We start from the raw sequence: 15,356 nt of genomic DNA on the forward strand, positions 1-15,356 counted from the left end.
GCACGCCGACACCCGCACGATCGTGCACGTGATGCGGCACGGCGAGGTGCACAACCCCAAGGGAATCCTCTACGGGCGCCTCCCGAACTTCCGGTTGTCGGTGAACGGTCAGGCCCAGGCGCGCACGGTGGCGAACGTGCTCGCCGGGCACGACGTCACGCACGTCGTCGCCTCCCCGTTGCAGCGCGCCCAGGAGACGGCGGCGCCCATCGCGTCGGCGTTCGGGCTCACCATCGAGACGGACGAGAACCTCATCGAGGCCGGGAACGACTTCGAGGGTCTGAAGGTCGCCGTCGGAGACGGTGCGCTGCGCCGGCCCCGCCACTGGCTCAAGCTGCGTGACCCGTTCACCCCCTCGTGGGGCGAGCCCTACCTGCAGATCGCCCACCGGATGTTGGCCGCCGTCAACGCGGCTCGCGTCGCGGCCGTGGGCCACGAGGCCGTGTGCGTGAGTCATCAGCTGCCCGTGTGGACCCTGCGTCGCTTCCTGCAGGGCGACCGGTTGTGGCACGACCCCCGCAACCGCCAGTGCGGCCTCGCGTCGCTCACCTCGCTGATCTACGAGGGCGACACCCTCGTCGACATCGTCTACTCCGAGCCCGCAGGGGCGTCGGACCCCCTCCAGACCGGCGCATGAGACCCGCCCGCCTGCTCGCGCCGCTGCTCGTGGCCGCCACCGTTCTCACCGGGTGCGCCACGGGTACCGACGCCGTGGCACAGGGTGGGACCTTCGAGTTCGTCTCACCCGGCGGCAAGACGTCGATCTTCTACGACCCGCCCGCCGACCGCGGCACCGTGGGGAACCTCTCCGGACCCGACCTCATGACCGAGGGCACGACGACGTCGCTGTCCGACTACGAGGGCCAGGTCGTCGTCCTCAACATCTGGGGTCAGTGGTGTGGCCCCTGCCGCGGTGAGGCCGACGATCTCGAGCAGGTCTTCGAGGCGACGAAGGACCAGGGTGTGCAGTTCCTGGGCATCAACGTGCGCGACAACCAGCAGGACAAGGCGCAGGACTTCGTCATCGACAACAACGTGACGTACCCGTCCATCTACGACCCGCCGCTGCGCACCCTCCTCGCTCTCGGATCGAACTACCCGACCACCGTCATCCCGACCACGATCGTGCTCGACCGTGAGCACCGCGTCGCCGCGGTGTTCCTGACGGAGCTTCTCGCGAGCGACCTGCAGCCCGTGGTCGAGCGCATCGCAGCCGAGCCACCCGACGTGTCCGATGGGTGAGGCGTTCCAGTCGGCTGCCGCGTCGGGGCCGCTGTTCCTGGCTCTCGGTGCCTGCCTGCTCGCCGGTCTGGTGTCCTTCGCGTCGCCCTGCGTCGTCCCCCTGGTTCCGGGTTACCTGTCCTACCTGGCCGGAGTCGTCGGAGCGGACTCCCCGTCCGTCACCGCCGACGAGGCGGCCACCAAGACTCTGGTGCGGGGTCGCAGCCGCGTCGCCGGTGCCGCGGCCCTCTTCGTTCTCGGATTCACCGTGGTGTTCGTCCTGGCCACGGCCTCGGTCTTCGGCGCCATCTCGGTGCTGTCGGTGAACCGCGAGATCCTGCAGCGTGTGGGCGGCGTCGTCACCATCGCGATGGGTCTCGTCTTCCTCGGTCTGATCCCCGCTTTGCAGCGCGACACGCGCTTCGAACCGCGCCGCGTCGGCAGCATCCTCGGGGCACCGCTGCTCGGTGGCGTGTTCGCGCTCGGATGGACCCCGTGTCTCGGACCCACGCTGGCGGGCGTCATCTCGCTGACGGCCGGTACCGAGGGCACCACCGCGGCGCGCGGCGTGGTGCTGATCGTCGCCTACTGCCTGGGACTGGGACTGCCCTTCGTCGTTCTGGCGTTCGGCTCCGTCAGCGCGTTGCGCGGCGTCGGATGGCTGCGCCGCAACGCCCGTGCCATCCAGGTGTTCGGCGGTCTGATGCTGGTGGCTGTCGGCATCGCACTGGTGACCGGCGCCTGGGACCTGTTCGTCAGCTGGATCCGCGACGGAGCGGTGACCAGCGTGACCCTGCCGATCTAGTGGACGAGAAAGAGATATGAGCACTGACCTGTCGGCCCGCCCGGACGCCGAGGCGCGCCCGCCGCGGCAGTCTCCGGCGGGGCGCGTCGTCGCCGCAGTCCGGAACACCTGGCGCGGCCTGACCTCGATGCGCACGGCACTCGTGCTCCTGTTCCTCCTCGCCCTGGCCGCGATCCCGGGTGCGCTGCTGCCGCAGCGCAGCCTCAACTCGGGGAAGGTGGACCAGTACATTGCGGACCGCCCGTCCCTCGGGCCCGTCATGGACCGGCTGGAGTTGTTCGACGTCTTCGGCAGCTTCTGGTTCACGGCGATCTACGTCCTGCTGTTCGTCTCGCTCGTCGGCTGCATCCTGCCGCGCTGCGTCGACCACGCCCGCGCGTTGCGCACCCCGCCGGTCGCCACCCCGCGCAACCTGGGGCGGCTGCCCCACCACCTGCGCACCGAGGTCGACACGGCACCCGACGTTCTCCTCGACGAGATCGACGGCCGGATGCGCGGCTGGCGGAAGATGCGGCGCACCGAGGAGAGCGGCGCCCTGACGCTGTCCGCGGAGAAGGGGTACCTGCGCGAGGCGGGCAACCTGGTGTTCCACCTGTCGCTCGTCGGTCTGCTCGTGGCCATCGCCGTCGGGAAGCTCTTCAGCTACGAGGGCAACGTCGTCGTCATCGCCAACGACGGCCCGGGCATCTGCACCACCTCGCCCGCCCAGTTCGACTCGTTCCGCGCCGGCAACAGCGAGGACGGCACGGGCATGACCCCGCTCTGCGTGCGGGTGAAGAACTTCACGGCCGACTACCTCGAGAACGGGCAGGCCGAGCAGTTCACGTCCGACATCGAGTACCAGGCCGGCGACGACCTGGTCACGAACACCTGGCGCCCGGACACCCTGCAGGTCAACCATCCGCTGCGGGTCGCCGGTGACCGCGTCTACCTGCAGGGACACGGATACGCGCCGACGTTCACGGTGACGTTCCCCAACGGGGAGACCCGTACCGAGACGGTCCAGTGGGAGCCCACGGACGGCACCACGTTCCTCTCCAGCGGAGTGCACCGCTTCGATCCGCCCGGAGGTCTGTACCCGGATCCCGATGTCCGCCGCCAGAACCAGATCGCCATCGAGGGGCTGTTCGCGCCCACCGCGTTCTTCCACGGCTCGCTGTTGTCGTCGAGCTTCCCCGCCCCGAACGATCCGGCGGTGGCCGTCGACATCTACAAGGGCGACACCGGCCTCGACACCGGTAATCCACAGTCGCTGTTCTCGCTGAGCCAGGTGCTGGTGGAGCAGGGCCGGCTGGTGAAGCAGGATCGCGTCAACCTGACACCGGGGGAGTCGACGACGCTGTCCGACGGCACGCAGGTGCGATTCGACGGTGCCGAGGAATTCGTCAACCTGCAGGTCTCGCACGACCCCGCGCAGACGTGGGTGCTGGTGTTCGCGCTGTCGATGATGGCCGGTCTGCTGGTGTCCCTGGTGATCAAGCGCCGTCGCATCTGGGTCCGCGTGAGCACGGACGACGACCGACGACGTACCGTAGTAGAAGTGGGCGGACTCGCCCGGACCGATCAGGCCGGCTGGGGTGACGAGTTCGACCGCCTCACCGCGCGGGTGCTCGACCGACCCGACGCCGATGACGTACCGACCTCGAACAACAGGGAGTGACCATGCCGATCGACGCCACACTCGCGCAGTTCAGCGACTGGTCCTTCCGGTCGGCGTTCGGTGTCTACCTGCTCGCGGCGGTGTTCCTCATCGCCCAGTACGCCACGCAGACCGTCACGGCTGCGGAGCAGAAGTCCGAGCGGCAGCTCGTCGCGGCGGGCAAGGCGCCCGTGCGGCCCACCGGTCCCGGTCGGATCGAGGAGGCGCCCCGGCGTCCCGCGTCCGAGCGCTACGGCGGCATGGGCTACGCGCTGGTGGTGCTCGGTCTGCTGCTCACTGTCACGTCGATCGTGCTGCGCGGATTCGCCACCGACCGGTTCCCCCTCGGCAACATGTACGAGTTCGTGACGATGGCCACGGCCGCCGCGACGGCGACCTCGATCATCGCGCTGCGGAAGATGCGCCCGACGCTGATCTTCGTGGTCGTCCCGGTCATGATCCTGATGTTCCTCGCGGCGACGGTCCTCTACGCCGACGCGGCCCCCGTGGTCCCGGCCCTGCGCTCGTACTGGTTGCCGATCCACGTGACCATCGTCAGCATCGGCAGCGGAATCTTCCTGGTGGCCGGCGTCGCGTCGCTGCTGTTCCTGCTGCGGATGCGCTTCCCCGCCACGGAGGACGGCGCGAACACGGGTGCACTCGCCCGGTTCGCCCAGCGTCTTCCGGACGCCCGCACGCTCGACCGCCTGGCCTACAAGACCACGATCATCGGCTTCCCGCTGTTCGGCGCCGGCGTCATCCTCGGTGCGATCTGGGCCGAGGCCGCGTGGGGACGCTTCTGGGGCTGGGATCCCAAGGAGACGGTGTCCTTCATCGCGTGGGTCGTCTACGCGGCGTACCTGCACGCACGGGCGACGTCGGGCTGGCGGAACACCCGCGCGGCGTGGATCAACGTCGCGGGCTTCGTCGCCATGCTGTTCAATCTCTTCATCATCAACATGGTCGTCTCCGGTCTGCACTCGTACGCGGGTCTGAACTGACCGTCGGCTCGACATGACCGCCGGGGGGAATCGGTGACGGACGATCGTTGGGACGGGTGGTCGCCCGGCCCGCAGGACGACGGGCGGATCCCGTCCGCGTCGACGCCGACGGATCCGGCGATCCAGCAAGTACCTGCCTCGCCGATGCAACCGCCCACGGCGCACGACCTCTCGACGTCACGGCTGCTGCGGACCTCGCCGCCCCCACCGACGGGCGGCTGGCGCCGCACGCTCTTCGACGTCACCGGTGGCCGGGTGAACGTGGGCAACAGTGCCAAGGAGCAGCGGCGGCTCGCCTTGATCCGTCAGGTCGGCAACCCGTTGCACGGGTGTCATCGCATCGCGATCCTGAGCCTCAAGGGAGGCGTCGGGAAGACCACGGTGGCGGCGGCGCTGGGATCGACGTTCTCGTCGGTCCGGGGCGACCGTGTGATCGCCGTGGACGCGAACCCCGACCGCGGAACGCTGAGCTCCCGGGTTCCGCTGGAGACCGAGAAGACGGTGCGCGACCTGCTGAAGGATGCCCGCGACATCGACAAGTACAGCGCGGTCCGCGACTTCACGTCCCAGAATCACCACCGGCTCGAAGTGCTGGCGTCGGAGTCCGATCCGGCCATGTCGGAGGCGTTCGACGCGTACGACTACGAGACCACGGTGGCCGTGCTGGAGCGGTTCTACAACATCGTGCTGACCGACTGCGGAACGGGACTTCTGCACTCGGCGATGCGGGCGATCCTGCGCAGCGCCGACGGGCTGGTGATCGTGAGCAGCGGATCGGTGGACGGTGCGCGGAGTGCATCGGCGACGATGGACTGGCTGGACGCGCACGGCTACCGGCATCTGGTGGAGCAGTCGTTGACAGTGGTCAACATGGTGCGACCCGGGTCGAAGGTCATCGACGTCTCGAAGATCGTCGACCACTTCGGTCAGCGATGCCGCGCCGTGCGGGTGATCCCGTACGACGACCATCTCGCTCAGGGGGCGGAGGTCGACCTCGACGCTCTCGCGCCGGCGACGCGCACGGCGCTTCTCGAGACGGCAGCAGCGATGACCGCCGAGTTCCCGCCCCACGTCACGCGGTGACGGTCGTCCGCTGCACCGCACCGCACCGCGTGACGCGACTCAGTCGACGGAACCGGGCGTTCCCGCATCGGGACGCTCGGGACCGTTGCCACGATCACGTGCAGGGTTGTTCCTGATCTTCCACAGGAACTCCGGGTCGTCGTCCGGTCCGGTGACGCGTCCTCTGGGTGCCCCGGTCTCGGGGCCGAAAGACTTCCAGAGGAGCACGATCACGACCACGAGCCCGATCAGAGCCAGAACATAGATCATCACGCACCTCCACTACCGAGCGTAGTCGTGGCGGAGCGCCGGGGCACTCGAGTCGAGCTCGCAAGATCCTGAGAATCTGCTCGCACGCACTGGTGTCCGGCACGAACACCGCGAGTGGCGACCGATGGTCGACTCGGTGAACGAGTGGGTGGCGCTCTAGGGGTGACGCGTGATCAGCGGTGCGCCTCGGTGGTGAGCGAGGTCAGGAGCTGCATGACCTCGGACTCGCGGAAGCGACGGTGGCCGCCGGGAGTGCGGAGCGATCCGAGCCGGCCGGCGTGGGCCCAGCGCGTGACGGTCTTCGGATCGACATGGAAGAGTGCGGCCACCTGGCCGGGGGTGAGCAGGTTCTCCTGCGTGGGGGTGTAAGCCGGTGCACTCATCGCGATCCTCCAGGGACACAGTCTTCATCTCGGTCGAATGCGGCTGTATGTCCGCATCCGTTGCCCATGGTGGCACCGAGACCCCCGGGTACTCGACTCTTCTAATGTTGGTAAAGGGGAGGTAATGGACAAATCGGATACGTCGAACGGCTCCGGTAATCTGTGTCCATGACCGATCCCATCCCCACCGGCAGCACCCCGAGCGGGTCGGCGAAGGGCCGACTGGTCCGCGATCTCGGCCTCTACACCGCCGCCCGGCTCGGTCTCATCGCTGTGGTCGCGGCCGTCATCTACTTCGGTGCCGCGCTGGTCGGGGTGACCGTGCCGCTGCTGATCGCCATGGTGTTCGCCCTGGTCGTCGCGTTCCCCCTGTCGCTCGTGCTCTTCAAGGGACTGCGCCGACGCGTCAACGAGGACATCGCCGCCGTCGACGAGAAGCGTCGCCGCGACCGCGAGGATCTGCACTCACGCCTGCGCGGAGAGTGACCGTGCGGCGAGTGCGCGGGCCAGGTGGTCGCGCTGCTCTATCACGCACCGTCGCAGAGCCGCGGGTACGTCCGGGTGACCCGAGAGCCAGCGATCGGCGTCCTCGCTGTGGGCGGCCGACGGGAAGAGCCCGATGACGAGTCGTCGAGCGATCTCGATGCTCCGCTCCCGCCAGAAGGTCTCCAGCAGGGCGTAGTACTGCTCGTCGAAGCGCTCGATCAGCGTGCGTGACGGTCCGGCGGTGAAGCCGCGGATCAGCGCCCCCACCCGCTCGTTGCTCAGGGCGTCCGAACCGGTCAGGGCGGCCCAGGTCGCCTCCTTCACCGACGCGACGGGCTGCGCCGCCACCGCGGCGGCGTACTGCACCTCACCGGCCCCCGTGCGGTCGGACTCGAGCACCGTCGCCAGCTCGGCCTCGTCGGTGTGACCGGTCGCCGACAGGGCGAACCACAGGCCCCAGCGCTGCTCGGCGTCCAGTTCGAGACCGTCGACGGAGTCCTCGCCGGAGAGCAACGCGCGCACCCTTCCGGCGTGCGACGGGTCGTGTGACGCCGCGGCGGAGAACGCCCGGAACCACTCGAGCTGCGCGTCCGACCCGGCCGGCGCCCCGGCGAGCTGCTCGGCCGCCGTCGCGGTCCACCGCTGCCGGACACCGTCCCGGTCCGCGGCGTAGTGCTCCACCGCGACCGCGGTGTCCGCGAGAATCGATCCGAGCACGGCCGGATGCGACTCGGTGGGTGCGAGGCGGACGGCGAGATCGACGTACGTCTGCGCAGGCAGTTCGGCATCACGCGTCGCGTTCCACCAGGAGGACCACACCAGCGCGCGGCGCAGGTCGTCGGGGATGCGGTCCAGCGACTGCATCGTCGCCTCCATCGACCGCGCGTCCAGGCGCACCTTCGCGTACGTGAGATCGCCGTCGTTCGGCAGGATCACCGCGGCGTCGGGCAGTGCGAGCGGGGTCTCCGCGTCGGTGATGTGCACCGAGATCGGTTCCGCATCGACGAGGTGGCCGTTCTCGTCCGGCGACAGGCACGCGATGTCCAACCGCTGAGGACGCGGATCCGTCTGCGTGAGAACACCTCTGGTGCGGTCGTACAGCACGGTCGACACGCCGGTGGTCTCGAGCCAGGCGGCCGACCAGTCGTCGAGCGACCGACCGGCCGGTGCGGCCAGGGCGTCGAGCAGGTCGCGCAGGGTGGCCGTCCCGAAGGCTCGAGCGCGGAAGTACGCGCGGGCGCCCTCGAAGAAGGCCTCGTCACCGACGAAGGCCCCGAGTTGTTTGATCACGCTGGCGCCCTTGGCGTAGGTGATGCCGTCGAAGTTGAGCTTGGCCGCCTCGAGGTCGACGATGTCGGCGACGACGGGGTGGGTGGTCGGGAGCTGGTCCTGCGAATAGGCCCAGGCCTTGCGGCGCAGGGCGAACGACACCCACGCGTCGGTGAACCGGGTGGCCGCGACCGAGGCGTACGCGCCCAGGTAGTCGGCGAGGGACTCCTTGAGCCACAGGTCGTCCCACCACTGCATGGTCACCAGATCGCCGAACCACATGTGCGCCATCTCGTGCAGGATCGTGTTCGCGCGCCGTGCGTACTGCGCTCGGGTGGCCGCGCTGCGGAAGACGTACGACTCCGTGAACGTGACGCAGCCGGGGTTCTCCATGGCGCCGAGGTTGTACTCGGGCACGAACACCTGGTCGTACTTCCCGAAGGGGTAGGGGAACTCGAACGCGTCGTGGAAGAAGTCGAGCCCGGCGCGCGTGACGTCGAAGATGTCGTCGTGGTCGAGGTACTCGCCGAGCGACGCACGGCACCACGCGCCGAGTTCGATGGTGAGGTCGCCGCGGCGGTACTCCGACGTGGCGCGGTGGTACGGGCCCGCGACGACGGCCGTGATGTACGTGGAGATCGGCTGCGTGGCGGCGAAGACACGGGTGGACGACCCTGCGTCGTCGGTGGTGGTCTCCTCCACCCGCTCGTTCGACAGCACCGTCCACTCGTCCGGTGCGCTCACCCGGAAGACGAACGGTCCCTTGAGGTCCGGCTGCTCGAAGTTCACGAAGACGCGCCGCGCGTCGGCGGGCTCGTACTGCGTGTAGAGGTAGGTCTCGCCGTCCGCCGGATCGACGAATCGGTGCAGGCCCTCACCGGTGCGGCTGTACGAGCCGCGGGCGTGGATGCGCACGGTGTTGCGGCTCCCGAGATCACGCAGCAGCACCCGCGCACCGTCGTACTGCACCTCCTGTTCGTGGTCGTTGACGATCACGCGGTCCACGCCGGCACCGAGGAAGTCCATCCACGTCGACGACGCGGTGGCCGCGAAGCTCACGGTGGTGACGGTGCCGAACTCGGCTCGGGTCCGTGCCTCGGTCAGGTCCAGCGCCACGTCGTATCGCACGTCGGACACCGCCCGGGCGCGGTCGGCGGTCTCGGCGCGGGTCAGGTTCGCGGTACTCACACCTTCATGCAACACCACCGGCGGCGCGGCTCGCGACACACCACCGTCGCGGCGACCCGTGCCATCATGGGGCGCATGATTCTGGTGCTCAGATTGATCGTCACCGCGTTCGCGATCTGGCTGGCGGCGTCCTGGGTGGACGGCATCTCGATCGCGAGTTCGGGGCGCGGGCAGGGCTGGGACCTGGTGGTGCTGATCGGGATCGCCGCCGTGTTCACCGTGATCAACGCCTTGGTCAAGCCGATCGTGCAGTTGTTGTCGCTGCCCCTCATCGTGCTAACCCTCGGGCTGTTCCTGTTGGTGATCAACGCGTTGATGCTGCTGCTCACCGCCGCCATCACCGAGAGCACCGGGTACGGGCTCACCGTCGACGGTTTCGGGTCCGCCTTCTGGGGCGCGGTGATCGTGTCCATCGTCAACTGGGTTCTCGGTGGACTGGTGCCGGACCGGCGATCGGCGCGCCGCTGAGGCTGCCGCCGACCGCAGTCAGTCCAGCCGCGCCACGAATGCCGTGATGGTCTCGCGAAGCTTGCCGACGCGCTCCTCGACCGGGGTGTCGTCGCGGTACTGCCGTCCCAGCGTCGGGGTCTTGATCCGCCGCGCGTACAGGGAGCAGGCCAGATCCGAGCACAGGTAGGTGCCGACGGTGTTGCCGCGGCGGCCGGACTCACCGGTCTTGCGGGCCACCATCAGCGTGACACCGCCGTTCTGATGCCCGGTGGTGCAGATGCTGCACATCTGAGATCGGCGAGAACTGCTCTCCGAACGCAGGGCGACTCCGACGAGCCGATCCGCGGTCGGCACGACGAGGAAGCTGCGGCCCGGATACGCGGGGTCGCTCCAGCCGAGGAAGTCCAGGTCGTCCCACGGGCGACCGTCCAGATCGGTGGGGACCGGGATGCGCTTCGCCTCGCCCTTCGAGCAGTTGACGAACGATGTCCGGATCTCGGGTTCGGTCACGGGGTCCATGGGACGACCGTAGAGGGAGATCATGACCGTCGGCAACGGAATTATCCGTCGCGCGGCGACTATCCGAGCAGCAGGCCGACGGTGGTCGCCACCGCCCAGACGAGCATCGCGAGACCCGAGTCGCGCAGCGGCCGGAATGAGCGCGAGGCCCTGCTGCCGGGTGCGGACGGGGGCGTTGGCACGCCAGGCCAATGGGAAGGCGACGACGCCCAGTACGGCCCACGGCGAGTGCAGGAGCAGCAGCAGGCTGACGAGGAACGGCACGCCGAGCAGCGCGGCGTGCAGACCGCGGCTCCGGGCGTCGCCCAGCCGGACCGCGAGGGTGAGCTTGCCCGCCTCGGTGTCGGTGGGAATGTCGCGGATGTTGTTGGCCACCAGGACGGCGCTCGAGAAGCAGCCCATCGCGACGGCGCACGCGAGTCCCACGAGGTCGACGCGATCGGTGAGCACGAACTGGGTGCCGAGCACGGCGACGAGGCCGAAGAAGACGAAGACGGCGATCTCTCCGAGGCCGCTGTAGCCGTAGGGCTTCGATCCGCCCGTGTAGTACCAGGCTCCCGCGATGCACACGACACCGACGAGAACCAGCCACCAGGCCGTCGTCAGGGCGAGGACGAGCCCCGCGACGGCAGCGAGTGCGAAGCACGCCACGGCCGCGCCGCGGACGGCCGACGGCGTCGCCAGCCGGGAGCCGACGAGGCGGATCGGTCCGACGCGGTCGTCGTCGGTTCCGCGGATGCCGTCGGAGTAGTCGTTGGAGAAGTTCACGCCGACGATGAGGGCGACCGACACGAGCAGTGCCACCGGGGCCTTCCACCACGTCACGTCGCCGGCCGCCGCTGCCGCACCCGCCGCGGCCACGACCGGTGCGATCGCGTTCGGAAGTGTGCGCGGCCGTGCGCCTTCGAGCCACTGGGATGCTGTCGCCATGTGTGGATCATTGCCTACGCATGCCGATGCGGCCCCGCGCGGTCGTGTTGTGAGGCCCACCGCTCCCGGCGTACACTCCGGATGCGCCCTCGACCTCGGGGGTTTCTCACAGGCTTGTCGCCGTCGGCCGTGAACGTGGCACACGAATGCGGAACCGGTTCTTCGATCGGTTCACCTGTCGCACCCCGGGGATGAACGATGGACGACATCACCAGTTCCACGATCGACGACGCCGTCGCGGCCATGACGGACGTCGAACTCGACCGCGCCATCCGCGCGCTCACACTGCGCCAGCGGTCACTGCTGCTCGGCGGTGACCTCGACACGGCCTGGGCGGTCACCGAGGATCTCGAGCGCTGCCTCGCCGCCCGGTGCGGTATGCCGCGAACCTGACACGCTCGAGCCCCAGAAGAGGCTCAGCTGGACCGCCTGCGCGGCCCACGACCCGGGTATCCGGTGTCGGTGGGCGGGACGGGATCGTCCTCGTCGGAGAATCCGACCGGTTGGAATTCCACCATCAGGAAGCGTTGTCCCGGAACACGTGTCGCCCGCAGGTCGACGACGGTCCACCCGCCGTCGACACGGCGCAGTCGCACGCCGGGGATCTCGGTGCGATGGTCCGCCCACTCGTGCATCTGCCGATAGGCCGACACGATGCGGGCGATGTCCGAGGGGTGCGGGGTGTCGCGCTGATCGACCTGCCCCTTCCACAGGATGTTCTCCACCGGATCCGTCAGCCACCGCACGACGCGCACGCGCTCGGTGTCGATGAGTGCGATCGCGGTGGGGGAGTTGCGCGTCAGCGACCGCAGCGCGAACGCCTCGACCGACGGTCCGGCCACCACGAGTTCGTCCGCGCGGAGCGAGATCGCCAACGCGTGCGACACGGTGTCGACGTACCGGCTGGCGTCGTCGGCGGACGAGGTGTCGAGCACCGTCCGCACCGCATTGCGCAGGGGCCGGGCACCGCGCGGGGTACGCAGCGCCACGGTGCCGTCCCAGCGGGTTCCGGGTTCCGCGTCGAGCAGAGCGACGAGGAGATACATCGCGCTGTCGGCGTCGTCCGCGTGGTCGAACAGCTCGAATGCCGGTGCGGCGAGCTTCGATGCCGGCTCCCGGCCCGTGACGCCGGCGATGCCGGGCGTGAACGCGAACTGTCGACGTGACGAGGACCAGTCGTAGCCGACGACGAGGGGCGGCGGTGCGTCGGAATCGTCACCGGCGTACAGCATCACACCGTGGACGGCCTTCCGGGGACCCGGTACCGCGACGGCCCGCAGCGGACTGTGCAGTCCCGGCACGGTCTCGGCCGCGTCCTCGCCGCTGGTCGCGACGAACGCGGTCATCGCACGCGCCGCGTCCGCGATGCGCTTGCTGCCGACCGCGCGGGAGAGCGCCGTCCAGTCCTTCGCCCGACCGTCCTTGGCGACGACGGTCCCCACGGGACCGGCATCGCCGTCGGGCGGTTCGGCGAGTGTCTCCACGACGATCCAGCCGTCGTGCGCGTCGGGAGCTGCTCCCGTCGCCTGCCTCGCCATCGTCACTGTCCTCCGAACCCACGAACAACCAAGCCCCCGACCCGGATGTACCGGGAGGACCTTACTCACCGTCACGGTCTCGGGCGGCTCGCCCCTCGGCGTGCGGGGGAGATGTCATTCGGTCGGACCACACGCGACCAGCGTCGTTCGCGCCGCCGCGCGGTCCACCTTGCCCGGGCCGCGGGCCGGGAGCGCGTCCACGAACAGCACCTGCCGGGGTGCCGCGGCAGGGCCGAGCGCGTCGGCGACGGCCGCCCGGAGAGACTCCGGCGACAGCTCGACACCGGGCCGCAGCACCACCAGTGCGCCCACCCGTTCGCCCAGGCGCGGATCGGGAACGCCGACCACGACGCACTCGGCGACCCCGTCGATCCCCGCGACGGCGTCTTCCACCACTCGCGGTACGACGGTGAGTCCGCCCGTGGTGATGGCGTCGTCGGCCCTCCCGAGAATCTGCAGACGGTCGCCCTGCAGGCGTCCGAGATCATCGGTGCGGAACCACCCCGCCTCGGCGAACGCCGGGTGATCAGGCATTCCGCGGTAACCGTTCGCCAGTGTGGGTCCGCCGAGGCGCACCCGGCCGTCCGCCTCGAGGCCGACGGTCACGCCGTCCAGGGGAACGCCGTCGTAGACGCACCCGCCGCAGGTCTCGCTCATCCCGTAGGTGCGGACCACGGTGATCCCCGCAGCGAGTGCGCGGTCGAGCACGGGAGCCGGGGTCGCGGCCCCGCCGAGCAGAACGGCGTCGAGGGACGCGAGCGCCGCGACGGCGTCCGGACGATCGAGCGCCTTCACCATCTGGGTGGGGACGAGGGAGGTGTAACGCCGGGGCCCGCTCATCGACGCGACCGCGCGGACGAGGTGCGCGGGGTCGAATCCCGTCGACACGTCCACCACCGCGGGTTCGTGGCCGGCGGCGAGGGAGCGCAGCACCACCTGCATCCCGGCGATGTGATGGGCCGGCAGCGCGAGCAACCACTGTCCCGGCCCACCCAGCCGGGTATGGGTGGCGGCGGCGCTGGCCCGGAGTGCGGCCGCCCCGAGCAGGGCCCCCTTCGGGGTTCCCGTCGACCCGGACGTCGCGAGCACCATCGCGGTACCCGGCTCCGCGGGAGTGCCCGGTGACAGCGCGTCGGCGAGGCGTCGACGCTCACGATCGTCGTCGGCGGGGACCGGCAGGACCGGCTCGGCGGTGCCGTCGAGCACGGCGCGCAGTCGCGGCAGCAGACCCAGCACCGCGTCTCCGCTGGGCACCGGGAGGACGGTCAGATCAGCCACGGCGTTGCGGGTGGTCAGGCGGAACCTCGACCACGACGATGCGTGTGCCGTCGGGGTCGGCGATCCACATCTCCGTCAGTCCCCAGGGCTCGGTCTGCGGGGGCCGCACGATCTCGACGCCCGCCGCCTCGAGCTCGGCGCGCGCCGCCTCGACGTCACGCACCTGCAGGAGAATCGTCGCCCCCGCCCCCGCCGTCGGCTCGCCGTCAGCTGTCGACCGGCCTCCGGCCTGCCCGTGTCCGGCCACCTCGATCAGCGACTGCCCCGCGAAGAACACCACGCCACCGGGATACTCGCGGAAGATGCCGAGCCGCAACCGGTCCCGATAGAAGCTCAGGGTCTCGTCGACGTTTTTCGGCCGCAGAATGATCCGGCTCGCCAGCACCTCCATCGTCGGTCGCCTCTCAGAAGTACCAGGGGTAGGGAGACCAGTCCGGCTCACGCTTCTCGAGGAACGAGTCGCGACCCTCCACGGCCTCGTCGGTCATGTAGGCCAACCGCGTCGCCTCGCCCGCGAACAGCTGCTGCCCCACCAGCCCGTCGTCCTGAAGATTGAACGCGTACTTGAGCATTCGCTGCGCCTGCGGGGACTTGCCGTTGATCGTGCGCCCCCACTCGATGGCGACGGTCTCGAGGTCGGCGTGATCGACCACCTTGTTCACAGCACCCATCCGGTGCATGTCCTCGGCGGTGTAGGTGTCACCGAGGAAGAAGATCTCGCGAGCGAACTTCTGCCCCACCATCTTCGCCAGGTACGCGCTGCCGTATCCGCCGTCGAAGCTGCCCACGTCGGCGTCGGTCTGCTTGAAGCGAGCGTGTTCCCGGCTCGCCAGAGTCAGGTCGCAGACCACGTGCAGGCTGTGTCCGCCGCCCGCGGCCCACCCGTTGACGAGGCAGATCACGACCTTGGGCATCGTGCGGATCAGGCGCTGCACCTCGAGGATGTGCAGGCGTCCCGCGCGCGCCCGGTCCACGGTCTCGGCCGTGTCGCCGCTGGCGTACTGGTAGCCGGACCGCCCCCGGATGCGCTGGTCGCCGCCGGAACAGAAGGCCCACCCGCCGTCCTTCTCACTGGGCCCGTTGCCCGTGAGGAGGACGGCGCCGACGTCGGAGGTCATCCGGGCGTGGTCGAGCGTGCGGTACAGCTCGTCGACGGTGCCGGGGCGGAAGGCGTTGCGCACCTCGGGGCGGTCGAAGGCGATGCGCACGGTCCCGTCGGTCACGTGGCGGTGGTAGGTGATGTCCACCAGGTCCTCGAAGCCGGGGACCGCGGTCCACTGCTCGGGCTGGAACGGCGAGGTCTGATCGGTCACCCTC

General features: G+C 69.7%; 17 protein-coding genes and 1 pseudogene. 9 read left to right on the plus strand and 9 right to left on the minus strand.

Translation table 11 applies throughout. The annotated features are described in order from the left end of the window. The first annotated feature begins 31 nt into the window (after nt 1-31). Genes QE449_RS03795 through QE449_RS03820 form a run of 6 tightly spaced genes read left to right on the plus strand, consistent with a single transcriptional unit; the run spans nt 32 to nt 5,749 of the window. Nucleotides 32-637 (plus strand): histidine phosphatase family protein, encoded by a 606-nt coding sequence (locus QE449_RS03795; protein ID WP_051613157.1) that lies wholly within the window; start codon nt 32-34, stop codon nt 635-637. Next, on the plus strand, nt 634-1,242 hold the full coding sequence (locus QE449_RS03800) for a TlpA disulfide reductase family protein (RefSeq protein ID WP_027504521.1): 609 nt from the start codon (nt 634-636) through the stop codon (nt 1,240-1,242). The genes QE449_RS03795 and QE449_RS03800 overlap by 4 nt, the downstream gene beginning before the upstream one ends. Continuing rightward, nucleotides 1,235-2,026: a cytochrome c biogenesis CcdA family protein gene (locus QE449_RS03805; RefSeq protein ID WP_027504522.1), complete on the plus strand. Its 792-nt coding sequence runs from the start codon at nt 1,235-1,237 to the stop codon at nt 2,024-2,026. Before QE449_RS03800 ends, QE449_RS03805 begins: the two co-directional genes overlap by 8 nt. A 16-nt stretch (nt 2,027-2,042) precedes the next feature. Then, nucleotides 2,043-3,686, plus strand: coding sequence for a cytochrome c biogenesis protein ResB (locus tag QE449_RS03810; RefSeq protein ID WP_222645466.1), 1,644 nt, complete (start codon nt 2,043-2,045; stop codon nt 3,684-3,686). Between the two features lie 2 nt (nt 3,687-3,688). Beyond that, nucleotides 3,689-4,666, plus strand: a complete 978-nt coding sequence (gene ccsB, locus QE449_RS03815) for a c-type cytochrome biogenesis protein CcsB (protein ID WP_056441651.1) — start codon at nt 3,689-3,691, stop codon at nt 4,664-4,666. A 33-nt stretch (nt 4,667-4,699) separates the two neighbouring features. Further along, nucleotides 4,700-5,749 carry a MinD/ParA family protein gene (locus tag QE449_RS03820; protein ID WP_051613086.1) on the plus strand — a complete coding sequence of 350 codons (1,050 nt, stop codon included), beginning with the start codon at nt 4,700-4,702 and terminating at the stop codon, nt 5,747-5,749. A 39-nt stretch (nt 5,750-5,788) separates the two neighbouring features. On the opposite strand, the gene QE449_RS03825 is transcribed toward QE449_RS03820, so the two are convergent. Together QE449_RS03825 and QE449_RS03830 are read right to left on the minus strand one after the other, a co-directional pair. Continuing rightward, nucleotides 5,789-5,998: a hypothetical protein gene (locus QE449_RS03825; RefSeq protein WP_027504525.1), complete on the minus strand. Its 210-nt coding sequence runs from the start codon at nt 5,996-5,998 to the stop codon at nt 5,789-5,791. 173 nt (nt 5,999-6,171) lie between these two features. Continuing rightward, nucleotides 6,172-6,381, minus strand: coding sequence for a BldC family transcriptional regulator (locus QE449_RS03830; RefSeq protein ID WP_042574081.1), 210 nt, complete (start codon nt 6,379-6,381; stop codon nt 6,172-6,174). 168 nt (nt 6,382-6,549) lie between these two features. On the opposite strand from QE449_RS03830, the gene QE449_RS03835 reads away from it, so the two are divergent. Further along, complete coding sequence (locus QE449_RS03835) at nt 6,550-6,867, plus strand: DUF4229 domain-containing protein (protein ID WP_027504527.1); 318 nt, start codon at nt 6,550-6,552, stop codon at nt 6,865-6,867. Here QE449_RS03835 and pepN read toward each other — a convergent pair. Beyond that, a complete protein-coding gene (gene pepN / locus QE449_RS03840; RefSeq protein WP_307108237.1) occupies nt 6,847-9,324 on the minus strand; it encodes an aminopeptidase N in 2,478 nt (825 codons plus the stop codon). The two genes, QE449_RS03835 and pepN, sit on opposite strands and share 21 nt — an antisense overlap. 75 nt (nt 9,325-9,399) lie before the next feature. Between pepN and QE449_RS03845 the strand changes: the two genes are divergently transcribed. Next, the gene (locus QE449_RS03845) at nt 9,400-9,792 is read left to right on the plus strand and encodes a phage holin family protein (RefSeq protein ID WP_027504529.1); all 393 of its coding nucleotides are present in this window, start codon (nt 9,400-9,402) and stop codon (nt 9,790-9,792) included. 18 nt (nt 9,793-9,810) lie between these two features. On the opposite strand, the gene QE449_RS03850 is transcribed toward QE449_RS03845, so the two are convergent. Together QE449_RS03850 and QE449_RS03855 are read right to left on the minus strand one after the other, a co-directional pair. Further along, complete coding sequence (locus QE449_RS03850) at nt 9,811-10,317, minus strand: FBP domain-containing protein (protein ID WP_307108238.1); 507 nt, start codon at nt 10,315-10,317, stop codon at nt 9,811-9,813. A 35-nt stretch (nt 10,318-10,352) separates the two neighbouring features. Further along, nucleotides 10,353-11,223: pseudogene (locus QE449_RS03855) on the minus strand (1,4-dihydroxy-2-naphthoate polyprenyltransferase). 198 nt (nt 11,224-11,421) lie between these two features. On the opposite strand from QE449_RS03855, the gene QE449_RS03860 reads away from it, so the two are divergent. Next, a complete protein-coding gene (locus QE449_RS03860) occupies nt 11,422-11,616 on the plus strand; it encodes a hypothetical protein (protein ID WP_037184696.1) in 195 nt (64 codons plus the stop codon). A gap of 23 nt (nt 11,617-11,639) precedes the next feature. On the opposite strand, the gene QE449_RS03865 is transcribed toward QE449_RS03860, so the two are convergent. From QE449_RS03865 to QE449_RS03880, 4 genes are all read right to left on the minus strand, one after another. Next, nucleotides 11,640-12,761, minus strand: a complete 1,122-nt coding sequence (locus QE449_RS03865) for a GAF domain-containing protein (RefSeq protein WP_307108239.1) — start codon at nt 12,759-12,761, stop codon at nt 11,640-11,642. 114 nt (nt 12,762-12,875) lie between these two features. Beyond that, entirely contained in the window at nt 12,876-14,039 is a 1,164-nt protein-coding gene (gene menE, locus QE449_RS03870; protein WP_307108240.1) for an o-succinylbenzoate--CoA ligase, read from the minus strand. Beyond that, the gene (locus tag QE449_RS03875; RefSeq protein ID WP_307108241.1) at nt 14,032-14,430 is read right to left on the minus strand and encodes a VOC family protein; all 399 of its coding nucleotides are present in this window, start codon (nt 14,428-14,430) and stop codon (nt 14,032-14,034) included. The genes menE and QE449_RS03875 overlap by 8 nt, the downstream gene beginning before the upstream one ends. Nucleotides 14,431-14,443: 13 nt before the next feature. Beyond that, nucleotides 14,444-15,352, minus strand: a complete 909-nt coding sequence (locus tag QE449_RS03880) for a 1,4-dihydroxy-2-naphthoyl-CoA synthase (RefSeq protein ID WP_373425200.1) — start codon at nt 15,350-15,352, stop codon at nt 14,444-14,446. Nucleotides 15,353-15,356 lie beyond the last annotated feature (4 nt).

Source organism: Rhodococcus sp. SORGH_AS_0303 (assembly GCF_030819335.1).
GTDB lineage: Bacteria > Actinomycetota > Actinomycetes > Mycobacteriales > Mycobacteriaceae > Rhodococcoides.

Bases quoted from the DNA above. Each gene is read 5' to 3' on its own strand.
- QE449_RS03795 (WP_051613157.1), top strand. From the start codon at position 32: ATGCGGCACGGCGAGGTGCACAACCCCAAGGGAATCCTCTACGGGCGC.
- QE449_RS03800 (WP_027504521.1), top strand. From the start codon at position 634: ATGAGACCCGCCCGCCTGCTCGCGCCGCTGCTCGTGGCCGCCACCGTT.
- QE449_RS03805 (WP_027504522.1), top strand. From the start codon at position 1,235: ATGGGTGAGGCGTTCCAGTCGGCTGCCGCGTCGGGGCCGCTGTTCCTG.
- QE449_RS03810 (WP_222645466.1), top strand. From the start codon at position 2,043: ATGAGCACTGACCTGTCGGCCCGCCCGGACGCCGAGGCGCGCCCGCCG.
- ccsB (WP_056441651.1), top strand. From the start codon at position 3,689: ATGCCGATCGACGCCACACTCGCGCAGTTCAGCGACTGGTCCTTCCGG.
- QE449_RS03825 (WP_027504525.1), bottom strand. From the start codon at position 5,998: ATGATCTATGTTCTGGCTCTGATCGGGCTCGTGGTCGTGATCGTGCTC.
- QE449_RS03830 (WP_042574081.1), bottom strand. From the start codon at position 6,381: ATGAGTGCACCGGCTTACACCCCCACGCAGGAGAACCTGCTCACCCCC.
- QE449_RS03835 (WP_027504527.1), top strand. From the start codon at position 6,550: ATGACCGATCCCATCCCCACCGGCAGCACCCCGAGCGGGTCGGCGAAG.
- QE449_RS03845 (WP_027504529.1), top strand. From the start codon at position 9,400: ATGATTCTGGTGCTCAGATTGATCGTCACCGCGTTCGCGATCTGGCTG.
- QE449_RS03850 (WP_307108238.1), bottom strand. From the start codon at position 10,317: ATGATCTCCCTCTACGGTCGTCCCATGGACCCCGTGACCGAACCCGAG.
- QE449_RS03860 (WP_037184696.1), top strand. From the start codon at position 11,422: ATGGACGACATCACCAGTTCCACGATCGACGACGCCGTCGCGGCCATG.
- QE449_RS03865 (WP_307108239.1), bottom strand. From the start codon at position 12,761: ATGGCGAGGCAGGCGACGGGAGCAGCTCCCGACGCGCACGACGGCTGG.
- QE449_RS03875 (WP_307108241.1), bottom strand. From the start codon at position 14,430: ATGGAGGTGCTGGCGAGCCGGATCATTCTGCGGCCGAAAAACGTCGAC.